23 protein-coding genes and 5 pseudogenes are annotated in these 26,400 nt (G+C 68.2%); 14 read left to right on the forward strand and 14 right to left on the reverse strand.

Going from position 1 to position 26,400, the window contains the following annotated elements; genetic code table 11:
* Window positions 1-71: 71 nt before the first annotated feature.
* Window positions 72-886, forward strand: a protein-coding gene (locus tag GL259_RS01850) for an IS5 family transposase (protein WP_243762525.1) whose coding sequence is annotated in 2 segments (ribosomal slippage) — window positions 72-420 and window positions 420-886 — 816 coding nt in all. Because the reading frame shifts where the segments join, the coding sequence is not laid out codon by codon here.
* Window positions 887-1,196: 310 nt separating this feature from the next.
* On the opposite strand, the gene GL259_RS01855 is transcribed toward GL259_RS01850, so the two are convergent.
* Window positions 1,197-4,469, reverse strand: coding sequence for an RHS repeat-associated core domain-containing protein (locus GL259_RS01855; protein WP_243762526.1), 3,273 nt, complete (start codon window positions 4,467-4,469; stop codon window positions 1,197-1,199).
* A 616-nt stretch (window positions 4,470-5,085) separates the two neighbouring features.
* Here GL259_RS01855 and GL259_RS37535 point away from each other — a divergent pair.
* The 5 genes and pseudogenes from GL259_RS37535 to GL259_RS01880 form a co-directional block, all read left to right on the forward strand.
* Window positions 5,086-5,391: a hypothetical protein gene (locus GL259_RS37535; RefSeq protein ID WP_166461420.1), complete on the forward strand. Its 306-nt coding sequence runs from the start codon at window positions 5,086-5,088 to the stop codon at window positions 5,389-5,391.
* Between the two features lie 925 nt (window positions 5,392-6,316).
* Window positions 6,317-7,036, forward strand: a complete 720-nt coding sequence (locus GL259_RS01865) for an IS6 family transposase (protein ID WP_159528629.1) — start codon at window positions 6,317-6,319, stop codon at window positions 7,034-7,036.
* Window positions 7,037-7,752: 716 nt separating this feature from the next.
* The gene (locus GL259_RS01870) at window positions 7,753-8,178 is read left to right on the forward strand and encodes an RICIN domain-containing protein (protein WP_159528631.1); all 426 of its coding nucleotides are present in this window, start codon (window positions 7,753-7,755) and stop codon (window positions 8,176-8,178) included.
* A gap of 187 nt (window positions 8,179-8,365) precedes the next feature.
* Window positions 8,366-9,451: an integrase core domain-containing protein gene (locus GL259_RS01875; RefSeq protein WP_159538288.1), complete on the forward strand. Its 1,086-nt coding sequence runs from the start codon at window positions 8,366-8,368 to the stop codon at window positions 9,449-9,451.
* Window positions 9,452-9,505: 54 nt separating this feature from the next.
* A pseudogene (locus tag GL259_RS01880) lies at window positions 9,506-9,850 on the forward strand (transposase); the annotation flags it as partial.
* A gap of 333 nt (window positions 9,851-10,183) precedes the next feature.
* Here the strand turns inward: GL259_RS01880 and GL259_RS01885 are convergent.
* Window positions 10,184-10,975: a hypothetical protein gene (locus GL259_RS01885; RefSeq protein WP_159528633.1), complete on the reverse strand. Its 792-nt coding sequence runs from the start codon at window positions 10,973-10,975 to the stop codon at window positions 10,184-10,186.
* Window positions 10,976-11,134: 159 nt separating this feature from the next.
* Between GL259_RS01885 and GL259_RS01890 the strand changes: the two are divergent.
* From GL259_RS01890 to GL259_RS01910, 6 genes and pseudogenes are all read left to right on the forward strand, one after another.
* Window positions 11,135-11,377 (forward strand): annotated as a pseudogene (locus GL259_RS01890) (FAD-dependent monooxygenase); the annotation flags it as partial.
* Between the two features lie 7 nt (window positions 11,378-11,384).
* Window positions 11,385-11,861: pseudogene (locus GL259_RS01895) on the forward strand (transposase family protein); the annotation flags it as partial.
* Window positions 11,862-12,062: 201 nt separating this feature from the next.
* On the forward strand, window positions 12,063-12,920 hold the full coding sequence (locus GL259_RS01900; protein ID WP_159528635.1) for a MerR family transcriptional regulator: 858 nt from the start codon (window positions 12,063-12,065) through the stop codon (window positions 12,918-12,920).
* Between the two features lie 299 nt (window positions 12,921-13,219).
* Window positions 13,220-13,501, forward strand: a pseudogene (locus GL259_RS38295) (IS5/IS1182 family transposase); the annotation flags it as partial.
* 115 nt (window positions 13,502-13,616) lie between these two features.
* Entirely contained in the window at window positions 13,617-13,847 is a 231-nt protein-coding gene (locus GL259_RS38300; protein ID WP_243762183.1) for a hypothetical protein, read from the forward strand.
* A 441-nt stretch (window positions 13,848-14,288) separates the two neighbouring features.
* Window positions 14,289-14,840, forward strand: a complete 552-nt coding sequence (locus tag GL259_RS01910; protein ID WP_347814605.1) for a hypothetical protein — start codon at window positions 14,289-14,291, stop codon at window positions 14,838-14,840.
* A 127-nt stretch (window positions 14,841-14,967) separates the two neighbouring features.
* Here the strand turns inward: GL259_RS01910 and GL259_RS01915 are convergent, their stop codons facing one another.
* Together GL259_RS01915 and GL259_RS01920 are read right to left on the reverse strand one after the other, a co-directional pair.
* Window positions 14,968-15,414, reverse strand: coding sequence for a hypothetical protein (locus tag GL259_RS01915; protein ID WP_159528637.1), 447 nt, complete (start codon window positions 15,412-15,414; stop codon window positions 14,968-14,970).
* 43 nt (window positions 15,415-15,457) lie between these two features.
* Window positions 15,458-15,994, reverse strand: a complete 537-nt coding sequence (locus tag GL259_RS01920; protein WP_159528639.1) for a hypothetical protein — start codon at window positions 15,992-15,994, stop codon at window positions 15,458-15,460.
* 268 nt (window positions 15,995-16,262) lie between these two features.
* Between GL259_RS01920 and GL259_RS01925 the strand changes: the two genes are divergently transcribed.
* Complete coding sequence (locus GL259_RS01925) at window positions 16,263-16,664, forward strand: hypothetical protein (protein WP_208026591.1); 402 nt, start codon at window positions 16,263-16,265, stop codon at window positions 16,662-16,664.
* A gap of 10 nt (window positions 16,665-16,674) precedes the next feature.
* Here GL259_RS01925 and GL259_RS01930 read toward each other — a convergent pair whose 3' ends face one another.
* The 5 genes from GL259_RS01930 to GL259_RS01955 all read right to left on the reverse strand — a co-directional run bounded on the left by GL259_RS01930 (window position 16,675) and on the right by GL259_RS01955 (window position 21,780).
* Window positions 16,675-18,141 (reverse strand): site-specific integrase, encoded by a 1,467-nt coding sequence (locus tag GL259_RS01930; RefSeq protein ID WP_243762193.1) that lies wholly within the window; start codon window positions 18,139-18,141, stop codon window positions 16,675-16,677.
* A gap of 21 nt (window positions 18,142-18,162) precedes the next feature.
* A complete protein-coding gene (locus GL259_RS01935; RefSeq protein ID WP_159528641.1) occupies window positions 18,163-18,471 on the reverse strand; it encodes a helix-turn-helix transcriptional regulator in 309 nt (102 codons plus the stop codon).
* Window positions 18,471-19,589 (reverse strand): site-specific integrase, encoded by a 1,119-nt coding sequence (locus tag GL259_RS01940; RefSeq protein ID WP_159528643.1) that lies wholly within the window; start codon window positions 19,587-19,589, stop codon window positions 18,471-18,473. The genes GL259_RS01935 and GL259_RS01940 overlap by 1 nt, the downstream gene beginning before the upstream one ends.
* Window positions 19,590-19,864: 275 nt before the next feature.
* Window positions 19,865-20,545: a hypothetical protein gene (locus tag GL259_RS38305; RefSeq protein ID WP_243762194.1), complete on the reverse strand. Its 681-nt coding sequence runs from the start codon at window positions 20,543-20,545 to the stop codon at window positions 19,865-19,867.
* Window positions 20,546-21,309: 764 nt separating this feature from the next.
* Entirely contained in the window at window positions 21,310-21,780 is a 471-nt protein-coding gene (locus GL259_RS01955) for a nuclear transport factor 2 family protein (protein ID WP_159528645.1), read from the reverse strand.
* A 162-nt stretch (window positions 21,781-21,942) separates the two neighbouring features.
* On the opposite strand from GL259_RS01955, the gene GL259_RS01960 reads away from it, so the two are divergent.
* Entirely contained in the window at window positions 21,943-22,386 is a 444-nt protein-coding gene (locus GL259_RS01960) for an Rrf2 family transcriptional regulator (RefSeq protein ID WP_159528647.1), read from the forward strand.
* Window positions 22,387-22,742: 356 nt separating this feature from the next.
* On the opposite strand, the pseudogene GL259_RS01965 reads toward GL259_RS01960, so the two are convergent.
* From GL259_RS01965 to GL259_RS01985, 5 genes and pseudogenes are all read right to left on the reverse strand, one after another.
* Window positions 22,743-23,405, reverse strand: a pseudogene (locus GL259_RS01965) (monooxygenase); the annotation flags it as partial.
* Window positions 23,406-23,522: 117 nt separating this feature from the next.
* Window positions 23,523-23,957, reverse strand: coding sequence for a Tn3 family transposase (locus tag GL259_RS01970; protein ID WP_159528649.1), 435 nt, complete (start codon window positions 23,955-23,957; stop codon window positions 23,523-23,525).
* Window positions 23,958-24,334: 377 nt separating this feature from the next.
* Window positions 24,335-25,027 carry an SDR family NAD(P)-dependent oxidoreductase gene (locus GL259_RS01975; RefSeq protein WP_159528651.1) on the reverse strand — a complete coding sequence of 231 codons (693 nt, stop codon included), beginning with the start codon at window positions 25,025-25,027 and terminating at the stop codon, window positions 24,335-24,337.
* A gap of 123 nt (window positions 25,028-25,150) precedes the next feature.
* A complete protein-coding gene (locus GL259_RS01980; protein ID WP_159528653.1) occupies window positions 25,151-25,474 on the reverse strand; it encodes a putative quinol monooxygenase in 324 nt (107 codons plus the stop codon).
* Between the two features lie 66 nt (window positions 25,475-25,540).
* A complete protein-coding gene (locus GL259_RS01985; RefSeq protein WP_159528655.1) occupies window positions 25,541-26,365 on the reverse strand; it encodes an alpha/beta hydrolase in 825 nt (274 codons plus the stop codon).
* Window positions 26,366-26,400 lie beyond the last annotated feature (35 nt).

Here is a 26,400-nt window from a genome sequence, read left to right on the forward strand (position 1 = left end):
CTGGCGCCGCCGCGCAGCCAGCCCTGAAGTTAGACCGTGTCCTACATGGTCAGTTGGTCGTTGGACTGGTCATGGGGAGTGGGCGGTGGGGATGGATCGTGCCGGATGGCCTGTGGGAGATCGCCAGGCCACTGCTGCCGCCGGCGCGGGTGCGTCCGCAGGGCGGCGGGGTCGCGAACATCGATGACGAGGCGGTGTTCGCCGCGATCATCTATGTGCTGGTCAGTGGCTGTGCCTGGCGGGCGTTGCCGCCGTGCTTTGGGGCATCGGAGTCGACCGTGCACCGCCGGTTTCTCATCTGGTCCCGGGCCGGTGTGTGGGGACGACTGCACCAGAAGGTGCTCGAGCTCCTGGACGGCCAGAACCTCGTCGACCTGTCGCGCGCTGTCCTCGACTCCGCTCACGTCCGCGCTAAAAAAGGGGCGAACACACAGGTCCGAGCCCCGTGGACCGGGGTAAGCCGGGTTCCAAGATGCACGTCTTGTCCGACGCGAACGGACTGCCCCTACGCGTCGGACTCTCCGCGGCCAACACCCACGACAGCCTCGCCCTGAAGCCGATGCTGTCCCACTTCCACATGGGACACGAATCCCACGCGACCGATTCCAAGCCTGGGCGTCTCCACGCGGACAAGGCATACGACATCCCTCACCTGCGGCGATGGCTATGGGGCAAGCACATCGGCGTCCGCATCGCCCGCAAAGGCATCGACTCCAGCGAGCGACTCGGCCGACGCAGATGGGTCATCGAACGCACCATGTCCTGGCTGACCGGCTACCGCCGACTCAACCACCGCTACGAACGACGCCCCCGCAACTACCTGGCCTTTCTCGGACTGGCAGCCGCGCTCTGCTGCTACAAACGGCTCCTCAACCTGACCATGTAGGACACGGTCTAAGGGCGGGTTTTCCGGCGAGCCAGTACGGAAAGGGTCGCCAGAATGACTCCGCATGCTGCGCCGACTGCTCCGAACACGATCGATGGCGAGTCCCCTTTGACAGCTCCAGCGACACACCCGCACAGTCCTCCTGCAATCAAAACCACAGAGAAGATCAGCGTCTTCTTTACTGCCTCATTCACCTATTTCCCTTTCGGTTGCATTCATCGCAGCGCCGCCTCGCGTGAGCTGAACAAGAATTGTTGGGCCAGGGACCTATCCCCTGACCCAACAACACCTCTAGCTCAACGACACTGTGTTACCCGTAGTGGAGGATGTCCGTGTTGTTGTACCCGGCGACTGCTCCAACCGCGCAGCTGCCTACAACAGCGGCAGTAGCGCCTACAGCCGCCCCGACTCCTGCTCCGGCCGCACCGCCGACGGCGCTGGCGTAGGCGATGACTCCGGTGTCAGCTGCAATTCCGACGGCGCCGATGCACCCTACGGCTGCTCCCACCCAGTCGTTCGCGCTATCAAGAGCACCCGACACGCTGTCCAGGAACCCCAGTCCCGTGGGGTCCGTCCGGTTGATGGGGTCGCCACCGGCATAGAGGTAGGGGTTGGTTTCCTGCCCCGACGGGTCGGGTTGGGTGAAGCGGCCCGAGGTGGGGTCGTAGTAGCGGTGGCCCATCTTGTACAGGCCGGTCGGGTCGGCATAGGCACCCGCGTAGCGGTACGGCTGGGCCACAGCCTCGGTCGGTGATGTGCGCGGGAGGCCGGTGGGGCCGTAGGCGTAGATGTGGGTGCGCTTGCCGGTGCTGTCGGCGAGGCCGAGGATGTTGCCGGTGGCGTCGGTGAGGTAGTAGTAGGACTTCCCCCCAGTCGTCATGGAATTCAGCGTGCCCGCCGGTTCGCGAATGAATCCGGTGTCGACGCCGTTCGTGGTCGTGGACGCCAGGCCGAGCGCCGTGTGGTGGAACCAGGTCGAGCCGAGCTTGGTGCGCTCCGCGTTGTCCGTGCCGGCGTGGACCAGGTCGTAGGACTTGCCGCCGGCAGTGATGGCGGAGAGCTGGCTGTAATCCGTCCACGTTTCGTTCGTGCGGGGGGTGTTGTCGGCTGCGGCGGTCTCGTTGCCGAGCTTGTCGTAGGACCAGCCGGCCGTGGAGCCGTTCTTGCCGGTCAGCTCGCTCGCGTCGTCGTAGGTGTAAGTGGTGCCGCCGGGGCAGGCATTCTTGCTGCCGTCGCGGCTGGTGAGGTTGCCGGCCTTATCGAAGCAGTACAGCCACGACGCCTTGCGCGTGCCGGCAGAGTCGGCTTCCAGGGCGTAACGGAGGCGGTCCTGGGAGTCGTAATCGTAGGTGGTCTTGTACTTGGTGAGGTTGTCGGTGCGGGTGCGGATCTTGGTGGTGTCCTTGCCCGCGGTGTTCTTGTAGTCGTAGGCCAGGTCGATCAGCGTGGTCGTACCCGAGGTGGTCTTGATGGCCTCGGGGCGGCCGTTGTCGTCGATCGTCACCGACTGGGTGGTACCGCCGGGGTAAACGGTCTTGGTGCGCTTGTCGTTGTCGTCGTAGTCGAAGTCGGTCTTCCTGCCGTCCGGCGCCGTCAGGTAGTCCAGGCGGCCAGCCGCGTCCCAGGTGTAGTCCGTGGTGCCGGTCGGGTCAGTGTAGTAGTCGACCTCGCCGCCCGGGGTGTAGGCCAGCGCCGTCTGGGCGCCGTTCTGCAGCGTGCGGACGCTTTCACGGTTGAGCTCGTCGTAGATCCAGCCCGTGCTGCCGGAGGCATCCGTGCGGGTCCTGACGTTGCCGTCGCCGTCGTAGGAGTAGGTGACCATGGCGTTGGTGGAGGACACCTTCGTCACGCGGTCACGGTTGTCGTAGACGTAGACCGTCTTGATGCCGCGTCCGTCGGTGACGGTCTCCACCCGGCCGAGCGCGTCGTAGGTGTACTCCGTCTTGCCCGGCGGCGCCGGCGGCGTGACCGTCTTGAGGTTGCCCTTGGTGTCGTACTCGAAGGAGGTGACCTTGCCGTTGCCGTCCTTGGCGGTGCAGCGCTGACCCTCGAAACCGCCGCAGGTCGGGGTGTCCTCGTTGTAGGTGTACTCGCGGATGCCACCGGCCGTACCCGAGGTGGTCACCGACATCGTGTTGCCGTTGGTGTCGTACTTGAAGGTGTCCTTGCGGCCGTCCGCGGTGGTGAAGTCGTTGGGCAGGTCGGTGCCGGCGACGGTCTGGTACGCCGTCACGGACGCCGTCGCGCCGAGCGGAAGCTTCTGCGAGAGGGCGTTGTTGCGGCCGTCCCAGCCGTAGGTCGTGGTGTTGCCGCCGGTGCCGTCCGCGCCCGTGCCCATCGCGTCGATCGCACTCTGCAGCAGGTGGTTGGTGTACTTGGCGTGGCGGGAGTGACCCAGCGGGTCAGTGACCTTGGTGACCTCGCCGTCCGCGTTGTGCACGTACTGCGTCGCGTCGCCGTCGGGGTCGGTCACCGTCGTGGTGCCCGCGTCGGAGGGGGTGGCCGCCGTGTAGTCGTAGCGCCAGGTCGGACCGGTGTGGCCGCTGCCCGTCACCTCGGTGGCGCGCTGCATGGACCTGACGCGGTTGTGGGCGTCGTAGGTGAACAGCGTGACGGTGCCCTCGGGCGTGGTCACCTTCGTCAGGCGGCGTGAGGAGTCGTACGCGTAGACGGTGGCCTTGCCGTCGGTGTCGGTGACCTTCGCCAGGTTGCCCGCCGGGTCCAGGTCGAACACGGCCGTGCGGCCCGTGTGATCCTTGGCCTGCCACTGGCTGGCGTCCGTCTTCACCAGGTCGATCCAGCGGCCCGAGCGGGTCTCGGTCAGCTTGAATCCCTTGTGCTCGCCGGTCTCGTCGTGCTGGTCGACGGTGATCGTGCCGTCGTTCTTGTCCGTGACCTTCGTCAGCGTGCCGTGCTCGTCGTAGGTGTCCTTCGTGCCCGACTTGCGGTCGGTCAGGGTGTAGGTGCCGTCCGCGTTCTTCCTCAGGTCCTTGGAGTAGCCCGTCGGCGTGGTGTAGCCGCCGGTGGACGTCTCCTTGAACCGCACGGCGTCGCCAGTGGCGTCGTAGATGATCACTTCCCCGTCACCGAACTGGAGGTAGCGCTCATACGTCTGCCACCAGCGCTGCGACACCTTCCCCCACGGAGCCTCAAGGGAGTTGTAGGTGCGGGTGAGCTGCAGTTTCTGCCCGACGCCGGCGATGTCGAAGTCTGTCGCGGCGAGCATCAGGTTGCCGTTGGAGAGATTCACCCGCGCCACCAGGGCGTCGTTCAGGCGGGTGTCCAGGACGCGGTGCCAGGGCACCTCACCCTGGCCCTCGGGCACGTACGTCGTCTCCGCCGCCTCGGCGACGGCGGCCGTACGGGCGGCTTCGGTGGTGCCGGCGGTGCGAGCCTGCTGCGCCGCCCGCCAGGCCCGCACCTCGGCCGACGGCTGCTCTTCCGCCTCCGACGCCGGAGGCCTAGTCACCCCGGCCGGCGTGGCCGGGGCCTCGACCTTGGTCGGCTTGGTCCACGGGCTCTCCGGCTCCGACAGCTCCGGCTTCGGCGTCGCCGCCAGGCCAGGTGCCGCCGCGACCACCAGCGCGGCGGTGGTGATCGCTGTGACAAGGGCGGTTCTGTGTGATCTCCGGGCACGCCGAGACGGCATGCGCACAGCACGCGAATGCATCAGCTTCCCCCCACAGGAAGTCAGACAGGATGAGACAGACAGTCAGAAGCGGCAACACCAGTGGTCACTGCTGCCACACAATCTGTCACATCACGCACACAAACCGGCGCACCGTGCCCTCGAACCCATGATCCATACGGGCCGGAATCGGCCTCGCCGCTTCCAGGCGGCATGGGAGGTATTGCCTGGCTATGCCCCCGCGGTTCTTGGCGGAATTATCCGTTCTGTTATCCACCTCCTTCTCCGCGTCGATCGAAATAGGTGGCCTTCGAACTAATTCGGGGCCGTCACCGTCTTCAGGCGCCGATTTCAGGTCAAGTCCAGGACATGGCAGGCACCCGGGCGGACAGCGCTTGCCGTGTCCAGTTGCGGTTTCGACGGCGAACGCCTGGCCGCAAGTTGTCTCGGAGTCCGCGCCCGCCGCACGAGCGTTCTACGGAACCCCTTTCACCTCGTACACACTTGCGGCATTCGGTCCGTCCAGCCGCACCGGCACCCCGCACCGACCTCCGTGAAGGACTCCCCCGCCATGAGCGAACCGGGCAGAGCCCTGCCCTCCCGCCCCTCCCCCCTCCAGCACCAGCACCGCACGCGGCGACTTTCCCGCGCCGTTCACCGCGTCGGATGCCTCCTGTGCTGGAACCTGGCCGCCGCCATGACCACCGCCGGCACCGACCTCCTCCTCAACCCGCGAACCCACTGGTGGAACAGGATCTGGCCGCTGCCCTGGTACCTCACCTGCGCCTGCGCCCTCGCCTGGGCGGCCCTTCGCGCCCGCGAGAAAACCACCCGCCAACAACCCGACGACAACCCCTCCCCCGGCGAATTCCAGTAAGCCGCCTGACCAAGCTGACGGCCGCGGAGTCGCAGACCTGCGGGCCGTGCCCGGCCGAGCCGGGCCTGCCGGAGGCGATCCGGCGCGGGATCCCCCGTCTCCGGGACCGACGTGCTGGAAATCCGCGCCCCCTCCCCCGCTCGCAGGGAGCCGGAAGGAGGCGCGGCGGAGCCGGCGCCTGGCCTTGCTGCAGACGGCGCCCCCGGGGCACGCGGCCGCGCACAACCTGCGTACGGTCATGACGTTCCACCAAGAGGTGGAAGCGTCGGCGTTCACGGAAAAGCTGCCTCAGGCGGCCGCCGAGCTATATGCCAACGATGCCTCGGATGAGGATCTGGCGGCCACAGGCCGGCTGCCGGCCGCGGTGCCTGGTTTGGTCCGTCGTTCTACACCAAGTTCCTGTACTTCGCCGACAAGACGGTGCCGCCGTCGGTCGGCCTTGGGCCGCTCATCCTGGACCGTGTTCTGGCCCGGCGTCTGCGGTCTCTGGCGTAGGCGGTCGGCCGGAAGACAGGTCACGCTCCCGACGGGTCGGTCGCTCGTTGGGTCTGGCGGGGCAGGAACTGGTCGCCCCACCGCTACGCGGTCTGCCTGTCCTTCATGCACGCGGCTGCCCGCCAGGCGGCAACGGGCACTTGGCCGCCTGACGCCCCGCCCGAACTGCTCGAATACGCGCTGTTCGGCGCCGGATGGGAGTGATTCCCTCCTCTTCCCTGCTGGCCGGGATGTTGCAGAGCCGCTGGGTCATCCGCTCCAGGGAACGCGCGCAAGGACGAGTCCGCAGACGTCGGCGGCGCCGGATGCCCGGAGCCGGAGTGCGACCTGTTGGAGCTGCGACCCGCTGGTGAAGACGTCGTCGGGCGCTGTCACGTTGGCTGATCGGGTGGAATCATTTTCTGGTTGGTCGTGCTGGGAGGGGGCGTCCGTGGACAACGCACCGCCGCCGTACAAGGGGCACCGGTACCCGGTCGAGGTGATCGCGCACTGCGTGTGGCTGTACTTCCGCTTCCCGCTCAGCTTCCGCGAGGTCGAGGAGCTGATGCTCGAGCGCGGCGTGATGGTGTCCCATGAGACGATCCGCCGCTGGTGCGCGAAGTTCGGGCAGTCCTACGCCAACGGCCTGCGCCGCAGGCGGCCCCGGCCCGGGGACAAGTGGCACCTGGACGAGGTCTTCATCAGGGTCAACGGTGAGTTGAAGTACCTGTGGCGGGCCGTCGACGCCGACGGCACCGTGCTCGTCATCCTGGTCCAGAACCAGCGGGACACCGCTGCGGCCCGGCGGTTCTTCCGCAAGTTGCTCAAGAAGGCCTGCTCGGTGCCGCGGGTGGTGGTCACCGACAAGCTGCGCTCCTACAGTGCGGCCCACCGCGAGGTGATGCCCTCCGTGGAACACCGCTCGCACAAGGGCCTGAACAATCGGGCCGAGAACTCCCACCAGCCCACCCGGCAGCGCGAGCGTGCCATGAAGGGCTTCCGCAGCGTCGGCAAAACCCAGCGGTTCCTGTCCGCGTCCAGCGGCATCTCACCCCATTTCCGGCCCCGCCGCCATCTGATGACCGCCGCCCACTACCGCGTCGAGATGACCATCCGCTTCGCCATCTGGGACCAGATCACTGGCGCCACCGCCCCGCCCACCGCAGCGTAATCCAGGCCCCGCCCGCCCCCTCTACGCCCTGACACGCCCTCAACCGATCAACACCCCACCAACGTGACAACGCCCTGTCAGGGCCTCCCGTAGCCACACCGCGGGATCGCAGCCGACCCGCGGCACGGGAGCGCCCAGCGCGATCAGCCGGGCCTCGACGTACTGGTGGCCCTGCTCCTGGCGGCGGACCTTCTGCGCGGCTCGGTCGGAAGCGCGCGAGTTCCCGAAATCCCGGAGCCGGAGTACGCCGAACCCGGACGCCACTGCCCTGTTTTCGGCGATGGTCGTGCGAGTTCAGCCTTCACGGCTGGGGCCGGATAGGTATCGGTGCTCATGGGCCCGTGCGCTGGCCTCCGATCTCAGCTGGTGCGGCCGTTCACCTCGAAACGCTGGAAGAGGGCCAGCAGGAACTCTTGGAGCAGGAGCCTGGCACGTTCCGTGTTCCTGACACCGTCGTGGCCAGACCGGAGAACCTCGTAGCCTCTGAGCTTGAGCTCGCGGCCCCCAGCCTCGGCGCAGCAGGAGCAGGAAGTCCATGCGGGAGCGCAGCAGCGTTTCAGGGCCCCGCTCGCGGACTGTCTTGAGGATTCCTTCGGACGGGTGGTTTGGCTCTGTTCCCGCACAACCGCGTATGGACTACAGGCACCTTGGTGCCGGTCCGTCCATCCAGGTCCGCTGTCGACACCGGCAGCGGACTGCGCGAGGAAGCGAGTCCCATGCCTGCTGTGTTCACCGCCGCGCTGATCACCCGGCACAGCGATAAGGCCGTCTCGGTCCACGGCGAGAAGAAGGACGACGGCACCGCCGTCGTCCAATGGCCGTTCCAGGGCGGTGAGCACCAGAAGTGGAACCTGGAGGCCACCACCGGCGGCTACTACGTGGTGCGCGCCGTCCACAGCGGCAAAGCCCTGTCGGTGGAGGGCGAGAGCACCGCCAACGGAGCCAAGGTCATCCAGTGGGGTCAGGTGAGCGGGCCGCATCAGGAATGGCGCCTAGTGCAGAAGGACAACGGCTACTTCGCTCTGCAGAACCGCCACAGCGGCCAGTTCCTGTCTGTCACGGGCGAGAGCACCGACAACGGGGCCGCGCTCGTGCAGTGGCCCGGCGGCGACGCACCCCACCAGCAGTTCAGCCTGGGCTGACCGGCCCGTCGATCGCACGAAGGTGCCCGTACCCCGAGGTCGGGGCACGGGCACCTTCGTCCTGCTGGCAGCTGCTCACTCCGGGGCTCTCGCAGAACTTGTCCCGCTCGGAAATACGATTCTGAGTTTGGCCTGCAGCTTCTTTGTGTGGGGCAACGGCCTCCGCGGCGCCTGGGATGATCTTTCGATGCCGCTGTCGATCGTCGCCGCGCTGGTCCGGAATCTGATCAAGGTGCCCGCTGCCGTGCTGCGCGGCCGGGTGGCCAAGGACGCGGAGGTGCTGGCGCTGCGGCACGAGAACGCAGTGCTGCGCCGCCAGATCGCTCGGGTCCGTTATGAGTCCGCCGACCGGGTCTGGCTGGCTGTCCTTTCCCGGCTGATCCCGCGGGAGCGCTGGAGTCAGGTCTTCGCGGTCACGCCGACCACGCTGCTGGCCTGGCACCGACGCCTGGTCTCCCGGAAGTGGACATGCACCGAGCGCCGCCACCCGGGACGACCCCCGACTGCGCCCACCGTCAAGCGGCTCATCCTCCGTCTGGCGCGCGAGAACAGCACCTGGGGCCACCGCCGCATACAGGGCGAGCTCGCCCGCCTCGGCTACTCCATCGCCCCGTCCACCGTATGGGGGATCCTGCAGTCCGCGGGAGTTGACCCCGCCCCGCATCGCTCCGGCCCTACCTGGCGCCAGTTCCTCACCACCCAGGCCCACGGCATCATCGCCGCCGACTTCCTACACCTCGACACCGTGGCGCTGGAGCGCCTGTACGCCCTGGTCTTCATCGAGCACGGCACTCGCCGACTCCACCTCGCCGGCGTCACCGTCCACCCCACCGCGCAGTGGACCGTCCAGCAGGCGAGGAATTTCGCCATGACGTTGGGGTGCCGAATGGACTCGCTGCGCTTTCTGCTGCGGGACCGGGATGCGAAGTACACCGACGCCTTCGATGCCGTCTTCCAGGCCGACGACGTGCAGATCCTGCTCAGCCCGCCGCGGGCACCGAGAGCGAACGCGATCTGCGAGAGAGCGGTGGGCACCCTCCGGCGCGAACTCCTCGACCGGATCCTGATCTACAACGAGGCCCATGCCAAGGCGGTCCTGGCCGAATACATCCGGCACTACAACCAGCACCGCCCCCACCAGTCCCGGCGGCAACTGCCTCCGGACAGTACCAAACCGCCCGCTCCAGCCAACGTCACCGACCTCCATGGCCAGCGAATCCGACGACAACCCCTCCTCGGCGGCCTGATCAACCAGTACCGGAGAACCGCTTGACCGAACAGCCTCACCGCAGCTCACAGCATCAAATCGTATTCTCGAGCGACACACGAGTTCCTCGCCATCGTCGGAGACCTGTCCAACTACGCAGAAGCCGGCCGCCTGGCCGCCCACGCCGGACTGGCCCCGGTGTCGCGCGACTCCGGCCGCCGGACCGGTAACCACCACTGGCCCAAGCGCTACCACCACCGCCTGCGACACGTCCTCTACATGGCTGCCCAGACCGCCATGATGCGCCCGGGACCCTCCCGAGATTGCTACCTCAAGAAACGCGCCGAAGGACTGATCCATGTCCAGGCACTGCTCGCCCTCGCACGCCGCCGAGTCGACGTCCTATGGGCCATGCTTCGTGACAAGAGGCCCTACACCTCCGCCCCACCCCCCCAATCGGCTTGACACCATCATTGAGACTCACTCGACCAGGGCGTGAGGCAGGTCGGCGCGGCAGGACAGGAGACCAACGAGGCACCCGCGCTGATGAGTCGAGACGTCGAACATCTCCATCAACGGCACAGGTGCCTCGTGCGTTGCGCCCACCCCGCCGTCACCCCATCGGTGGGCACTCTGAAAACGCTCAGTAAAGAAGAGCCGAAGGAATCAGGGACGGCACCGGATCTGTGAACGGGAAGGACGGGCCGCGTTCCCGTCGGGCGGGACGTGAAATTCGGAGTTCATGGAAGGTGCCGTCGTGGAGAGCACGTCGACCCGTTGCCCCGCTCGGGTCCGCGATCAGTTGTGCTCCTCGTCAATGGTGACGGCGACCCCGTCCTTGACCTGGACGGCGACAGCGACGCTGCCCTTCTTGGCCGCGGCTTCGAGGTCTTCCTCGGTGCAGGGCGTGACGGTCTCCGCGTCACCGCAGATCCAGCCGGCACCGTTGATGACGGTGTCGGTGGCGGTGAAGAACGCGCGCTCGTTACCGTCGCGGCTGAGGGAGTACTTGCCCGGGGCCATGTACCCGAGCGTGCCGGAGAAGAGCCCCGACCTCTCGCCCTCGCCCATACCGTTGCCGCCGCCGGTACCGGTGCCGCTGTCGGTGTGGTCCTCGATGATGCTGACAGCCACTCCGTCCTTGACGTCGACCGTCGCTACGAACCCCTTCTTGGCCGCGGCTTCGAGCTCCTCCTCGGTGCACGGCGTGGCGGCCTGGCCGTCCGCGTCACCGCAGATCTTGCCCGCGCCCTCGATGTCGGTGTCCTCGGAGGTGAAGAACGCCTGCTCCGCGTTGTTCGCGTCCGTGACGGTGTACTTGCCGGGGGCGAGGTAGGAGACCGTGCCGACCCACTTGCCCGACACCATGCCGCTCTTCGAGCCCTTCTCGCCCGACGGGGACTCGCTGCCGGCACCGGTGCCGCTCCCGCCGTCGTCGGACTTCCCCTTGGCGGCCGAGTCCGAGGCCGTGGCCCCGGTCGACTTGCCGCCGTCCTCCGTGTCCTCTCCCTGACAGGCGGTCAGCAGCATCGTCGTGGCCACCAGGGCCGCGGCGGCGAGGACGGACTTGCGGCGGTGCGTGCGAAGCATAGTGGGACTCCCCCTGCTGATGGTGATGTGGCCGGGCCGGACTGGTCATTCCGGCTGGTCTCTGCCTTGTCGCTCACCATCCTGAACGGTGCGGCGACCCCCTGGGAAGCGCGGTTACGGTGTCATGACACTCCTGTCGTGATCACGGGACGCCGCTTCCACGTCCCCGAGCCCATGCGGCACGGCCGCCTCTTCCTCGCCGGTGACGCCGCACACATCGTGCCGCCCACCGGCGCCAAGGGCCTCAACCTCGCCGTCGGCGACGTGGTCACCTTCGCGCGGGCCCTGGCCCACCGCACCGAAACCGGCTCCGCCGAGCTGCTCGACGCCTACTCCGCGACCTGCCTGCGCCGCGTCTGGCAGGCCAAGCGGTTCTCGTACGACATGACGCTCATGCTGTACGGCGCGCGACCCCGACCTCGTTCTGCTGGATGGCACGCTCGCCGAGTGCGACCGGGGCGGTGACGGACGGGCCGACTACTTCCACAAGCACCGCCGGTACGGCGTGCACGTGCAGGTTGTCACCGCCCCGGACAGCCAACTGCTGTGGCTCTCGCCCGCGCTGCCGGGCCGGGCTCACGACCTGACCGCCGCCCGCACCCACCGGATCATCCGCATCTGCGAGCGCCAGGGCGTCCCCGTCCTGGCTGATCTCGCCTACCAGGGCGGCGGTCCCTGGCTGACCACGGGCATCAAACGCAGGCCCCTGCAGGAACTCACCCGCACCGAGAAGACCGCCAACCGAGCCCTGGCCGCGGCACGGGCACGAGCCGAACGCGGCGTCGCCCGCTTGAAGTCCTGGCGGATCTTCCGCAGGTCCCGATGCAGCCCCAACCGCATGACGTCAATCGCCAAAGCCGCCCTCACCCTGGAGAGGCAACACTGAAAACGCTCATTGACTGAATTCCCCACCCCTGCTCTGTTCCCAAGTCTGCTTATCCGGGACGTTTTCTCTGCCCGTGCAGCGATCCGTACGACCCTTGATGGTGCGGGGACGCGGGGCGCGCCTACGGCAGCGGGGTTTGCATGTGCCGTAGCGGCATGTGGTCCAGTAGGCGGCGAGCACGACATAGAGAGGTTCCCTCGCATGCCCCTTCCTGTGATTCCCCGCCGGGTCAAGATCGGCGATGCCGCCGCGTTCGCCGGGACCACACCCCGCGCCATCCGCCACTACCACGCTATCGGGCTCCTCGCCGAACCGGAACGCGGCAGCGACGACCGCCGCCGTTACGGATACGACGACATGATCCGCCTGCTGTGGATCCGCAAGATGGCCGATGCGGGTATCTCCCTGGACGACATCCGGGCCGCCTTTAAGGGCACCACCGGCATCGAGCAGTCCCTGGCCCGGCTGGAGGAGTCCCTCGCTTCCAAGGCGGCCGCCGTCGAAGCCCAGCGGGCCGCCGTGCACCGCCTCCGTGAGGTGGGCAGCCCTCTGGGCCTGCTCTCACCGCTGGTCACTGGCCGCCTGTGCGATCTACCGCCCGGAGCCCTGCGCTCCGCCGACCTCGATACCCTCCTGGTCACGGAGCGCATCTTCGGCCCTCTGGGCGCCGCTATCCAGGCCGACCGGTTCATCGTCCTGGCCACCCACCCCGAGCTGCGGGCCGAGGAAGACCGCCTGGCCGAGGCCGAGGCGGCCCTGGACGACACCCTGTCCCCCGACGACCCTCGCATCGAAGACCTGGCCGCCCAGCGATGTGATCACGAGACCGCCCTGGCAGCCGCCATCGAAGGATCCGGCCTGGACGAGGCCCTCGACGGCCTCCTGGACCAGGAGGATGAGCACGTCGGCGAGGAAGAAGACGGGGCGAGGATGAGCGTGATGGAGGCCATCGGCAAGATGCCGTACGGCTTCTCCCCGGCCCGCGTCCGGTACGAGGAACGTGTCATCGAACTGTTCCACTCGGCCGATCAGGACCGCGACACCCCACGGACCTGCTGACTGGCGTCGGCCCTCGGGGCGAGCCCGTCAAGAGCAGCCCGGAGTGGTGCGGTGCGAGTAACCCCGTTGCTCCCGGCGGCCGTTGGAGTTGTGTGACGAAAACCAAAGAGTATGCCGAGGGCACCTGCCCGCTTGACCGTCAGTGCCGTCTGCCGCTGTCCACGCGCACCGTCAACCACCTCGCCGACCTGCTGCGGCGCCATCTGAAGGCGATCCGGCACCGGCGGCGGATCCTGCCGCCGGGGGAGATCGCGGTGACCGTCCTGGCCGTGCTGCGCCACGGCCAGCGCCTGGCCGACATGGCCGGCGGAAACGATGTGTCCGAGTCCACCGTCCGCCGCTGGCGCGACGAACTTATCGGGCTGCTCGCCGCCCAGGCGCCGTGCCTGGATCGCGCCTTGAAGAAGGTCGCGAAGCAGGGTGGGGAGGTGGTCCTGATCGACGGCACCCTCATCCGCCCCCAGCGTCGCACTGGCAAGGCCGACCGGCGGAACTACTCCGGCAAGCACCGCAGCCACGGCCTGCACTTCCTCGCCCTCACCGACGAAAAGGGCCGCCTGATCTGGATATCCGCCGCCCGGCCCGGCCGCACCCACGACAACACCGCCGCCCGCCACGACCACATCCTGGCCCACCTGCGCACCGCCGGTCTCGGGGGCGCTCGCGCACCTCGGCTTCCGCGGCCTGGACAACGACATGCTCGACCCCGTGATCGTCACCGGTTACGCCGCCAGCCGCACCCACAAGCTCACCCTGGGCGAGAAGGAAGCCGACCGCGTCCTCGCCGTCGGACGCGCACCGGTCGAGCACGACTCCGCCCACCTCAAGAACTGGCGGACCCTCACCAAACTCCGCACCGACCCCGCCCGCGCCACCCGCCTCCTGCGCGCCCTGCTCGTCCTGACGAACCTCGAAGTCAACCGTTGACGGACGATCTTCTCCGTGGACTCCCGCCCACGACCAGCGCGAGCACCCCGGAACGCGGTCGCACCAGCCCTGCTGACCAACGATTTTCAGATTGGCGGAGGCTCACTCCTGCGCAATGACAGTAGGGTCCTGCGCAATCGGCGTGCGCAGCCGATTGCGCACATCAGGATGCGCAAGTCCGCCGTGAGGCTGCGCAACCGGCAGAGCCTGCGCAACCGACCTGCCCTGCCGACTCCTGAGAGCGCGTTCGGTCCGTCGGCGGTCTCGCTCTGTGCGCAGCCGTTCGGCCTGCGGTGGCCAACTCCCCTGCCCGGCGGCGAGCTCGGGCGTGCCCGGCCGTGTCCGGGGCCGTGGTCGGGGTCTCATGGTCGGTGGTCTGGTCGGGGTCGGCGGGTTCTCTCGAGGTCAGCACGTACACGTTGATGACCTGGGAGTTTGACCATGCCTCCTGGCAAGCAGGCCACCGGACCCGAAGCAGTGGCTGTGGCGGCCGCGGGCGTCCGGCTGGAGAAGACGCACCGCCACGTACGCCTGTCGCGCCTGGCCCTGTTCACCGCGACCGCGGCCGGGCCCGTCGCCCTGGGCGTGGCGGTGGTCTCCGGCCCGGCCGCGGTCGCGGCCGCCCCGAAGGCTGAGCCCACCGCGGTACGCACCACGGCGGCCGCGGCCGACCCGTCCGGCTATGCGCAGCTGTTCATCGGTGCGTGGTTGCGCAGCAGCGCCGACGATGACGCCACTGCGCAGGCCCGGCTTGTGCAGTGGCTGGCGCCGGACGTCGAGCTGCCCGACCAGGCCGCCGATGCGCACGATGCACACGCGCGGCTGGAGTCGGTGACCACGGTGCGCAGTGCGCAGCACGGACCCGGCCGGTGGTGGGCGACGGTGGCTGCGCAGTACGCCGACGCCTCGGTGCGCTACTTCACCGTCCCGGTGGCCACCGGCGACGGCGGCGGCTCGTTCACGGTGACCGGTGTCCTGTCGCAGTTCATCTAGCGAGTAGATGGCCTTTGACCTGTTGGCATGCCATGTCGTTTGAGAACGTTGCCCCGCTGCAATCTCAAACCACATGGCTTTCGCGGAAGACTTGGTGGTGAGGGTGTCACCCTAGCCGTCCTGCTCCTCAGCCAGGCTGCCCGTAGTCGCCCGGAGACGGTGCCGTGGTTGGTGGTGGCGCTTCCTCAGGCAGCAGGCTCCAGCCGAGGTGCGCCGTGAGGAATGTGGCGATCTCGTCCGCATCGGTGGACTCCGCGGGCAGGTCATCCGGCCGGGGCTGATAGAGCCCAATCAATTCGTCCCGCAGTTGAGCGTCCAGGATCGGTGCTTGGTAGCAGTCGATGGTCCCCCGACAGAACAGCCAGTCGAAGATTCGGACAGCAGGGCAGCGGCCAGACTGGGGTACTTCTGCCAGATGCCTGTCCTGCCAGGAGCCGACGTAGGCGTAGTCCGCTTGGTTCAACGCTCTGTCGAGGGTCGGAGTGGGGAGATCCTTCAGGTTCCAGTAGATGCGGGCTTCGGCTTCAGGTAGGGGTTCCGGGACTGCGGCAAGCCAGAGGCGATATTCGAACACCGAAGCAGCTTGACAGACCGTTTCCCTGAGCTGGCGAGGCCAGTCAGAGGACCCGTCGGCCAGTCCTTTGGCCTGCTGCCTCCGGGAAGTCTCGTTCGCGGTGAATGCAGAAGCGTCGGTAGAGGGGGTCCTGGGTTCCGAGGGTGGTGTGCATCCGCGCGAATCGTCGGCTCAGCTCGGCGGTCGTCGCCAGGTAGAGCTCTTTGGGGGCGAGGGCGGTTGTGGGCGGGCCGAGGATCAGGTGCGTCAGCGCCACGATCTCGGGGAACGTCGCGAGGCGGCTTCGGTCCTCAGCTGAGATCTTCTTGCTGACAGCGAGTGCTTCGACCCGGTCGAGACGATCGGTCCACTCCTTCCCGAGGTCGATCGGCATTCCGGAGGCGGACCACTCCTCGACGATGGTCCGTGCCAGGTCGAGGGCTTGTTTGATCTGCCGGTGACGGCGGGCGAGTTGGTCGAGTCGTTGCTGGGCTTTGAGGACTTCCGGCAAAACGTCGAGCGGGACGTCGTGCGTGGAGCGGGTCCAGAACTGATGTCGTGGGCGGAGGTGGACGTGGGCGGGCGAGAGGGTGATGACCACGGAAGCGGTGGGACTGCGGCGGGCCGCGCAGCAGCGGCAGGGGCGGCTGATCAGCTGTTCTGTTCGCTGCCCGGGACCGCCGGGGTTGAGGAAGTCTGCGAGCGCGGGCAGTGCCCGTGCGAGCTGGGGTGTTGGGCGCCCGGTGAGTGTTGCCAGACGGCCGGGTGAGTGGGGGTCCGGCCTCGGGACTGGTAGGCCCACATGTTCAAGAGTCGCGCATTCGCCGTAGCCGTAGACCGATCGTCACCCTGTGTCGGTGCCCTGCGGCATGATGACCGGCGTGAACACCGAGATAGTGATAGACGTCTGGCAGCGGCTTCTCGCCGACCCTCGCAAGTCGTGGGTGCTGTTTGAGCATGGCACTTGTGTCGTGCTGACCGCTCCGGAAGGGGAGCTTGCTGAACAGGCAACCGACCTCCTGAAGAAGTTCGGCCCGGCGCATGCCGGATCTTCGGCAGGAGACTTTGGGGTGATCGACCTCAAGGACGTCGAGGGATGGGTCGTCACCGGGCATCACAACGACGTCCTTACCTATGTCGGCCCCGATGAGCCTCAGGACCAGTCGCAGATCGCTGTGGGGCTGTTCGGACGTTCCAAGCGCCACCGGGACGGCACCGAGCTTCACGTCGTCCATGTTGAGGACAAACGCGGCTCAGCGGACCCAGCGTAAGTACCGCGCTTCATCGCTGGTGGTCGCCGGGGGCGTATCGGCTCCATGTTCCTCCGGCTTCGGTGACCAAGCGAGTGGCTGTCTTGTCGTGGTAACCGAGCGCCTTCGCGATGACGGGAACCGGGGCCTGGAGGACGAGCTGCCGAATGGCTGAGGTCCTGCCGCGCTGCGGCGGGACGCCGATCTCACGCAGATGAACCTGGAGGCTGACCGGATTCATCGGCTGTCCGGGCTGACGGCCAGGGAAGAGCCACTGCGAGCTCCTGCTGCTGGCATAGGGCGGGTGCTGACGGGACTGGATGTAGGGCCGCATCAGAACGGCGACGGGCTCCGGCAGCGGGGACGGCGGGTCGCCCAACTGGACGGTGACGGTCGTCTCGTCGTCGGTGACGTCGTCGATGGTGAGGCGAACGATGCGGCTGACGGGTTGCGCGTAGAGGAGAACGAGGGCGGCGGCGACCCTGGCCCGCATTGGCAGGGAGTCGTCGTTGAGGACCCGGCGGAGCATCGCGAGCCGGCGGTGCTGGTGCAGCGGTTCCGGGTCCTGGGTGATGACGGCGGGCGGCAGCGCGAGGCGGGGCATCCGGCCGGTCTTCATGCACCACCGCAGGAATGACTGGGACGGACGGCGGGTGGCCAGGCTCTCGGTGTGCCAGGCGTCGATGTCGGCCTGCTGGCACTGTCCGATGGCGCGTCCTCGGTCGGCGAGCCATGCGAGGAAGGCACCGGCCTGGGTGACCTCCTGCTTGGTGTGGTTGGTCTGGGAGCGTCCCAGCGGTCCCTTCTCCGCCTTGGCCCGCAGGCGCCTCATCTGGTGCCACGTGGCGAAGTGCCGGAGAAGCTGACGGTGTTCGGGCTCCTCGATGACGGCGAGCCGTTCGGTCAGCCACCGCTGGTAGAGGATGAGCTGCCGGTCAACTCGCGGGAGGACGCCGCTGTCCATCAGCAGGTCACGCAGGTGAGCGACAGTCCGCCAGGGGGTTTCCTGGTGCAGCCCCTCGTGGGTGAGCGGGATGCTGCCGGTGGCCAGGCCCTGGAGGAGACGGACGACGTTGGGGTTGCGAAGCCAGATCAGTCGGCTCTTGGGCCTGCCCATATCCAGCAGGATCTTGACCAGAGGCAGGAAATCCGGGGCGACACGACCAGTGCCGTCGTCGAGGAGGCGGACGAGCGTGTCGGCGAGGGTGCAGCGTTCGCAGAGACGTCCGCCGAGCAGGAGTCCCTCGAAGCCGCAGCGATCACAGAAGAAGTCTCGGGCGATGCCCGCGCAGTCCCGGCAGATCGGTGTGCCACCGGTGTCTCGCCCCGGCAGCAGCCGATCGGTGTCGCAACAGGGGCAGAGGCCGCGGACTCGCATCGCCCGCTCGTAGCAGGTCCGGCAGATCGGTCCGTCTGACCACTCGGCGGACTTCGAGGCCCGACGGCCGCAGCATGCGCAGTCGCGGATCATCCACCGCTCGTACTCCTCCGGACTCACCGCTCACCCCTCGGGCGTCAGTCAAACCCTTGTGGGGCGCCGGGCGGCTAGGTTGATCGGATCTTCTTCGTCGGCGGCTCGGCGGGCCGGGAGGTTCTGGGCCGAGGTGGTGATCAGGTCGGTGGGCGTGCAGCCGAGGACGTCGCAGAGGGCGGCCAGTACCGGCAGGGACAGCCGTTCCGGGGTGCCGGAGACCAGGCGGTGAACCTGGGAGGAGGACAGGGTGATGCCGCGTTCGGCCAGGTGCGGCATGAGCTCGCCGACGGTGAACATGCCGCGGGCGGCCATCAGCTCGCGCAGGCGCCACCGGTAGCTGATCTGGCGTGGCATCAGGAGGTCCTTCCCGGCCGCAGAGCGGCCTCGATGGTGGCGTCCAGGACGCGTCGGAGGGAGCGGGTGCGGAAGTCGGAGGAGACGCACGTGCAGATCGCCGTGGTGGATGCGTGGTCGTGGCCGACCTGCTGCTGGACGAACAGCGGGTCGTGGCCGTCCTCGATCAGATGCGTGATGTAGGACCTGCGTAGCGAGTGGAACTCCAGCGCGGGGTCCAGGCCAACGGCGTCCCGGTAGGCGGCGAAGCGGGAGTCCAGCCGCTTGACCCCGATTCGCGGGCCTCGCTCGGACGGCCAGAGGGCCCGGCTTGGCGGATGCCGCATCCCGGGCCGCACCTCGCTGATCCATTCCTCGATCGTGCCGGGTGTCCAGTGCCAGACGGTCAGCAGGCTGCGGCGCTTCGGTGGCGACCCCTTCTTGGCCTTGCCGTAGCGGACCAGCAGGGTGCCGTACTCACCGAACTCCCGGCCTTCTGGGTTGCGGCCGAAGTCGGTGAGGTCGAGCATCCGGGTCTCGTTGCGTCGCAGGCCGTAGGCGTACGCGACCTTGAACAAGGTGGCGTCCCGGAAGGCCGGCAGCCAGCCCTTGTGCCCCTTGCCGCGAACACGCAGGACCTCCTCGTCGGCGTGGTCGAAGAACGCTTCCAACTCGGGCCGGGTGAAGGCCCGTCGTTCCGGCTCGCCCTCGGCTTCGTCGGCGTGCGTCGCAGCGTTCCAGTCGTAGACCACCTGGACTGGGGGGGGACCGAAGTGCCGCAGGCACTCGTCGCTCCAGCCGTAGGCTGGGTTGGTCAGGAAATCGCAGAACTGGCGCACGGAGCCCTGGTAGTTGCGCAGGGTGGAGCGGACACATCCGTGCACGGCCCGCAGATCGGCCGACCATTCGTCGACGTGCTGCGGCGTCCACTGCCACGGCATCGCATTGGCATGCCTGGTGAAGGCCCGGACCGTACGTTCCTGGTCATCGACGTATCCCGGCGAGAGATTCCGGGCGAGCTGCTGGTTGCGCCAGCCTTTGACCATCGCCTCGAAGACCTGCTCGTCCGGCCGCAGCAACGGCAGACCGTCGATCAGGTGCAGCCGAGCAGACCCTGGAACGAGACCGTCCCCACCCATCCGCCATCACTCTCCGCCTATCGCATCTGACGCGAAAATTTCGCATCGGATGCGACTCGGAGGCGTCTTCGCAGTTCAATCGCTCGATGGAGTGAGGCCCGCAGATATCCGCCAGCAAGACCGCTACCGTGGCTCCGAGGTCAGCGCCCCTGGTGGGACCGCGTCCATGCGGTTCTGAGCCCGCTTCCAGGACGGGTGTCGCCTATTCGCATCCGATGCAATTAGCGTCGGTAGGAACATCGGTACAGCGGTTAACGCTAAGCCGGTGATCTTGTTCAGTCGGGAACTCCGAGGCCGGTGACACGGTTCTCGTACTCGCGCCGGGCTTTGCGCTGGGCAGGGACGGTAGGGACACCCTGGCCGCCGTCGAGCGGTTGGCAACGGGCGAGTAGCTGGCGGTGGACTCCTGGCACGACTGTGATGCGCAGGCTGTAGCCCTGGCCGCGCCGTACGGTTACCCCTTGGCGGATGACCACGCTGTCCTGGCTGCCGTACAGCCCGACCCAGCCGCGGTACGTGCGCAGGGCGGGAGCGTCGTCGGTCCATTCGCCGGTGACGGCCGGGCCGCCCTCTTCGCACTGGAGGACCGCGAGGTACCGGGTGGGCTCCAGCTGGTCCGCCGTACGCGGGGCGGGAACGTCCCTGGCCTTCAGGGCGGCGAAGTCGGCGTGCGCGGCCTCGACGGCTTCGGGGTACGCCTCGCGTTTGGCGTGTTCGGCGAGCGCCCGGTAGATGCTGGCGACGGAGGGGTTCTGTCCCTTGCGCTTGCCGGTGGGGATGATCAGGTCGGGCTGGATCTGCTCGACGGACTCGCCGCCCGCGCGGCGGCGGAGCACGGTGTGGAGCATGTCGGCGGTGATGACCGGGGGTCGGCCGCCGTGCTTGCCCCTGCGGGCCGCGGTGTCGAGCCCCTCCAGCGTCGACTCCCGGATGTTCTCCCGTACGGTCTCCGCCATCGCCGCGAAGAACGCGAACAGCAGCTTGCCGGGGCCGGTGGGGCCGTAGATGCCGGGCAGGGGCCCGCGAGCATCTCCAGGACCAGGCCGTGGGCGGTGAGGTGGTCGGCGAGCGCGGTGAGTTCGGCGGCGTCGCGGCCGAGCCGCTTCATCTCGTACACGGTAAAGATGACGCGGCAGTGCGGGGGCGTGGGCCTTGACCTCCCGCGCCGTACGAGCGCCTCCTCGAACTGGGCCCTCCGCGGACGCGGGTGCTGATCTTCTCGCTGAAGATCTTGTCCCTCGGGATGCCGTGGCCCGCAAGGCGTCGAGCTGGGAGTCGTCGTCCTGCCCAAGGGCGGAGCAAGGGGCGCGGGTGGTGCCGTCTCTTACGCCGGCCTCCGCGCCGGTTCTCGTGATCGTCACGGACTCATGGCAGGCCGAGCCCTCCACGGTCCGCGCACGCGTGGAACTCGGCCACGGTCAGCGTCGGATGCGCAGGGCTCGGCGGCATGGGGAAGGGCAGTCCGGCCCCGCGTACCTCGATGATCTTTGGGGTGGGGTCTCGTCGCAGCCGTGTGTCTCGTGGAGGCGGGCCCGGAGAACGTCACTCGATGTGGGTCGTTGCCCTACCTGCCGGCCAGGGCTGCTGATACTCGATGAGTCGGCCTGCCGGGTCGTGTCGGCGGTTGGGTGCGAACAACGACTTTATTCAAGAAGCAGCGCCGGGCATGCGGCCCGAAGAAGGGAGTGTCTTGTCGCATACTCGGCGCTGACCGGCAGAGTTACGCCGTCGTGGCTGCTGCCTCGGTGGCTTCGACTGCGGACTTGAAGTCAGGGTGGACCCCGATTTGATCAAGCCACACGCTCATCGAGTTGTAGCAATTGAACCTTTCGATCTTTCCGTCACGGAGGTACCAGAGGTCCGCCGCCGGCACGTCGATCCGGTTCCCGGTCGGTGGGATCTCGCCGACCGGAGTCGGAAACCCTCCGAGATGCGTGCCCTGGATTCGCAACTCGACGGCGACGACATCACCGAACGCATGTACCTCGAGCAGCTCACGGTGTACATCGGGGAACGAGCGGGCGAGGCCCGCGATCACCTGAGGAATCTGCTCTCCGCGGAAACTCTGCGAGGTCGACATGTCGTTGAACGACCCGTCCTCGGTGAACAAGGACAGGAAACCGTCACCGTCGAGAACGTTCCCTTCCGCGAGCCGGTAAGCCTCGCGGATTCTCTTTTCGTTACTTTCCATTCCTGTTCTCCTTTGAGTTCGCAACACGCTCACGATCCGCGCTTGTCCTTGATTGACCCTTCCCGGCTGTCGTAACAATAACCGTTACGACAGATTGTCGCAACCTTCACTGTTGCGACTGCGCTGTCGTAACATGGAGCGTTGCGGCCGGGAGGAGGGATCATGAGCGCCAACAGCAGGCTGACCATCGCCGCCCACGCGCTGGCCTGGATCGGCCTCTACCAGCGCCAGGGCCACGAGGTCGCCACCTCCGAGCAGATCGCGACCAGTGCGAACACCAACCCCGTGGTGATCAGACGGCTGCTCGGCGAGCTGCGCAGGGCCGGACTCGTGGAGTCCCGGCGGGGCGTGGGCGCGGGCTGGTCGCTGGCGCGCGAGCTGGGGTCGATCACCCTGCTCGACGTGTACGAGGCAGTGGAACCCGGCCCGCTGTTCGCGATGCACCGCACCACCCCGGACCAGGGATGCGTGGTGGGTCACGGCATCCAGCCGGCAATGCGGGGCATCTACCAGGACATCGAGGAGACCCTGAGACACGAACTGGCCCGCGTCACGCTCGAGAAGGTACTCAGGGACGTACTCGCGGCACCTCGCCAGCCTCTCTGATCAGATGGGCGACCCCGTGCGAACCGTAGGGTTCGGCGTGGGTTCTGCCCACCGGGGCGGAGTGACGTGAGCGTGGAGATGGAATCCCGCGCCGAACGCGTTGGATCCGCCGCCGGAACAGACGGCGGGCGCAGGCCGAGCTCACCGCGGACCAGGCCGTGCTCGTCCAGCGGCTCTACGACGACGAGCGGGAGAAGACCGTCCAGCAGATCCCCGACAGATTCGGCGTGCCCCGTTTCACGGTGCACGGGCACCTCGACAAGCCCAGACCGTCCCCCCTCAGGCCCAGAAGACTGCAACCGCCCACCCAGCCGGACAGCCGGACAGCCGGACAGACCATCAGCTGCCGCACTTCCTCAGGCCCCGGGTTCCTCCGGTGACGTCGGCGGCTCGGCCGGCGTCGGCATGGGCGGCCGGAGGAGGACGGCACGGGCCGCGGAGGGGGCGAACAGGCTGGTGACGGGTGCGCAGGGGCCCAGTACGGAGCGGAAGGCGGTCCCCACCACCGGGTCACCGGGGTAGCGCTCCAGGACGCGCCGCAGGTACCAGCCGGCGACGCGGTCCGCCGGCCCGGAGGCCAGGGCACTGCCCACCGCGCCCGGCATCGAGCGGTCCGACCCGGCGGAGATGCCCCATGCCTGCCGGGACGCCGCGAGGAGCGCTTTCTGCACGCGCCGCGTCGTGGGGATCCGGCGCGGATCGGACATGGTCTCACGCAGGACGACCGCGCTCATCGCGGCGACAGCCATGCCCTGCCCGTAGATCGGGTTGAACGTGCACAGGGCGTCGCCGGTGGCAAGGAATCCCGCCGGGCAGCGGCCGAGCAGGTCGTAGCGGCGGCGGATGTTCGCGGTCCGCCGGTAGCCGAACGCCGACGAGAGGGGCTCGGCCTCGTCCAGCCACCGATGCAGGAGCGGATGCGGCAGCCTCTTCCTGACGTACGTCACGAACCCGTCGTCGTCCGTGGGCGGTTCGTCATCGCGCAGCCCCGACACGGTGACCAGACGGGTGCCGCCCTCGGCGTCGCCTTCTGCGGCGTCAGCCCGCCATTGCGCTCCTGCAACCACATCGCCGCGACCTGCGGATACGCCTCGGCCAGCGACACACCTAACGAACGCGCCACAGCGCCCTTTCGGTCAGGCCGCCCGACCGAAGCCCTCGCTGGTCAGGTTCTCCTCCCGTAGCTGCGTGAAGTCCACATTCAGCTTCGGGTCGTACGCCTCGGGCTGGATGCCGAGCTCGTGCGTGGAGTATTCGCCGAACCGGTTGATGTGCTCGGTCAGGTACGGCGAGATGTGGGCCAGTTCCTCCGGCTCGATCGTCCAGCCCTCTTCCAGCAACTGCCGGACGATCTCCGCGATGTCCAGGGCGTTGTGGAAGATCACCGCGTTCGTGAGCAGCGCGTTGAACTTCATCGCCTTCTCCTGCTCGACGGGGTCGTTGTCGGCGAGGACGCCACGGTTGCCGAAGCCGAGCCACTGGGAGAAGCCGTTGAACGCCTCGACCTTGTTCGTCGCCGCGGTCACCCGCCGGCGCAGCGGGGCATCCGAGAGGTAGCGCAGCAGCTGCACGGTGCGAATCCACGCGGCCGACCTCGCGGAACGCGGTGTAGGTGGCGTTAGGGTCTTGCTTCGAACTGCGGGACAGGGGGCTCAGCCCCCGTTCGTGCGTACACGCACGCGGGGACCGAAAGGTGGTCGTTGCGCACCTTCCCCTGGCGGGAGCGGTGTTGACCATGAGCGGGACGCCGGGCGGCTCGGTCCCCGGCGGGGCGGGCGGCCAGGCCCCGTGCACGGCTGGAGAAAGGTGAGGCGGCCCGCGCCCGGGAAGTGCGGAACGGGCGAGGGGCGGATGCCGGTCAGGACCCTCAGTGAGGGCCCGCCGGCCCTGACCGGTGCGCCGGGTGAGAGCGGTTGCCAAGCCTGTCCCGGCGTCGGGCCTGCCGCCGTCACCAGGGGAGCACGCCGGTGCGGTTGGTCACCGTGCCGGTGGGCGTGTCGGGCCCCAGGGTGGCGATGCGCACCGCCGCCTCGGCGCCCTCCTCGACGCTCTGCCCGATGTGGCCGGTGAACTCGGTCGCGGTCTGGCCGGGGTCCACCGCGTTGAAGCGGACGTCGGGGATCGTTCTGGCGTACTGCGTGGTCAGCATGGTGACCGCGCTCTTCGACGAGCCGTAGGCGGCGAGCGGATACTGCGACTCGACCCGCTCCGGGTCGTGGGTCAGCGTGAACGAGCCGAGGCCGCTGGTGACGTTGACGACGGACGGGGCGGTCGCTTTCCGCAGCAGGGGCAGGAACGCGTGCGTGACGCGCACCAGGCCGAAGACGTTGGTTTCGTAGACGTGGCGGATCTGGTCGGCCGTCATGTCCTCGGGGGCCGTCACTTCGCCGAGGATGCCGGCGTTGTTGACGAGGATGTCCAGGTGGCCGGCCCGCGCCCGCAGCGTCTTGACCGCCGCGTCGACCGACGCGTCGTCGGTCACGTCCAGCTGGACGAAGTCGGCGCCGAGCCGGTCGGCGGCCTTGCGTCCGTTCTCGGCGTCCCGGGCTCCGATCCAGACCGTCTGGCCTGCCTGGACGAGTCTGCGCGCGATCTCGTGGCCGAGTCCCCTGTTGCCGCCGGTGATCAATGTGGTGGTCACGTCGTGTCTCTCCTGTGAGTGTCGTCAAAGCGGGTGCTCCCGGGAAGCGGTCACCGGGAGCACCCGCGGGATTGGTTCGCGGCGGTGCGGCCCGCCGGCGTCGATGCCGGCGGGCGTCCGGCACTAGTGGGCGGGGCGGAACGGGCGCAGCAGGCGGATGCCGTCCTCGATGGATCCGTCGATCAGTTCGAGCATCTGCGGGACGAGTTCCCGCATGCGGGGCGCGGCGAGGTGGGCGTCGAGGTGGGCGCGGGTCTCCCAGCGTTCGTAGATGACGAATTCGCCGGGTCGGCCCTCGACTTCGTGGGCCTCGTAGTCGATGTTGCCGGGGTCGTTGCGCGAGGGGGTGACGGCGGCGGTGATGAACGCCTTGAGATCGGCCTCCCTGCCCGCCTTCGCCTTCGCGTCCCAGACGACGGTCACGTAGCCGGTGGGTGTTGCGGTCATGGTGATTCCTTTTCTGTTCCGTGTTGTGTTCCGTGCTGACGGACTGTGTGTCGGTACCGAGCCGGGTCAGCTCTTGATGAAGTCGAGGAGGTCGGCGTTGACGGTGTCGGCGTTGACGGTGCACATGCCGTGCGACAGGCCCGGGTAGACCTTCAGGTCCGCGTTCTTGACCAACGTGACCGCCGGCCGGGCGGAGTTGGCGATCGGGAGGATCTGGTCGTCGTCGCCGTGCATGATGAGCGTGGGCACGTCGATCGCCCGGAGGTCGTCGGTGAAGTCCGTCTCCGAGAACGCTCTGATCCCCTCGTGGTGTGCCTGCGCGCTGCCGGCCATCCCCTGGCGCCACCAGTCCTGGATGATGCCCTGGGAGACGTCCGCGCCCGGACGGTTGAACCCGTAGAACGGCCCGGAGGCGATGTCGAGGTAGAACTGGGAGCGGTCGGTGGCCACGCCCTCGCGGTAGCCGTCGAAGACCTCCATCGGCAGTCCTGCGGGGTTGGCTTCCGTTTGGACCATGAGCGGCGGGACCGCTGCGATGAGGACGGCCTTGGCGACCCGGCCGGCACCGTGCCTGGCGACGTACCGGGCGACCTCTCCGCCACCGGCGCAGTGGCCGACGTGGACGACGTCGCGCAGGCCGAGGTGCGCCACCACGGCGGCGGCGTCCGCCGCGTAGCGGTCCATGTCGTGCCCGTGGCCGACCTGGGCGGAGCGGCCGTGTCCGCGGCGGTCGTGGGCGACGACGCGGTAGCCTCGCCGGACGAGGAACAGCAACTGGGCGTCCCAGTCGTCCGAGCTCAGCGGCCAGCCGTGGTGGAACATGACCGGCCGGCCCGAGCCCCAGTCCTTGTAGAAGATCTCGACTCCGTCGCCGGTGGTGACGAACGGCATGGTCCGCTCCTCGTGGTCTCGCCCGGGTACCGGGC

This window comes from Streptomyces sp. Tu 3180, from assembly GCF_009852415.1.
Taxonomy (GTDB): domain Bacteria; phylum Actinomycetota; class Actinomycetes; order Streptomycetales; family Streptomycetaceae; genus Streptomyces.

What these genes read in the sequence shown, in the direction of transcription:
- GL259_RS01980 (WP_159528653.1), bottom strand. Translation starts at nt 25,474, where the DNA reads ATGACCGCAACACCCACCGGCTACGTGACCGTCGTCTGGGACGCGAAG.
- GL259_RS01870 (WP_159528631.1), top strand. Translation starts at nt 7,753, where the DNA reads ATGCCTGCTGTGTTCACCGCCGCGCTGATCACCCGGCACAGCGATAAG.
- GL259_RS01875 (WP_159538288.1), top strand. Translation starts at nt 8,366, where the DNA reads ATGCCGCTGTCGATCGTCGCCGCGCTGGTCCGGAATCTGATCAAGGTG.
- GL259_RS01940 (WP_159528643.1), bottom strand. Translation starts at nt 19,589, where the DNA reads ATGGGTGGGGACGGTCTCGTTCCAGGGTCTGCTCGGCTGCACCTGATC.
- GL259_RS01960 (WP_159528647.1), top strand. Translation starts at nt 21,943, where the DNA reads ATGAGCGCCAACAGCAGGCTGACCATCGCCGCCCACGCGCTGGCCTGG.
- GL259_RS01985 (WP_159528655.1), bottom strand. Translation starts at nt 26,365, where the DNA reads ATGCCGTTCGTCACCACCGGCGACGGAGTCGAGATCTTCTACAAGGAC.
- GL259_RS01885 (WP_159528633.1), bottom strand. Translation starts at nt 10,975, where the DNA reads ATGCTTCGCACGCACCGCCGCAAGTCCGTCCTCGCCGCCGCGGCCCTG.
- GL259_RS37535 (WP_166461420.1), top strand. Translation starts at nt 5,086, where the DNA reads ATGAGCGAACCGGGCAGAGCCCTGCCCTCCCGCCCCTCCCCCCTCCAG.
- GL259_RS01910 (WP_347814605.1), top strand. Translation starts at nt 14,289, where the DNA reads ATGCCTCCTGGCAAGCAGGCCACCGGACCCGAAGCAGTGGCTGTGGCG.
- GL259_RS38305 (WP_243762194.1), bottom strand. Translation starts at nt 20,545, where the DNA reads ATGGCGGAGACCGTACGGGAGAACATCCGGGAGTCGACGCTGGAGGGG.
- GL259_RS01925 (WP_208026591.1), top strand. Translation starts at nt 16,263, where the DNA reads ATGATGACCGGCGTGAACACCGAGATAGTGATAGACGTCTGGCAGCGG.
- GL259_RS01900 (WP_159528635.1), top strand. Translation starts at nt 12,063, where the DNA reads ATGCCCCTTCCTGTGATTCCCCGCCGGGTCAAGATCGGCGATGCCGCC.
- GL259_RS01955 (WP_159528645.1), bottom strand. Translation starts at nt 21,780, where the DNA reads ATGGAAAGTAACGAAAAGAGAATCCGCGAGGCTTACCGGCTCGCGGAA.
- GL259_RS38300 (WP_243762183.1), top strand. Translation starts at nt 13,617, where the DNA reads ATGCTCGACCCCGTGATCGTCACCGGTTACGCCGCCAGCCGCACCCAC.
- GL259_RS01935 (WP_159528641.1), bottom strand. Translation starts at nt 18,471, where the DNA reads ATGCCACGCCAGATCAGCTACCGGTGGCGCCTGCGCGAGCTGATGGCC.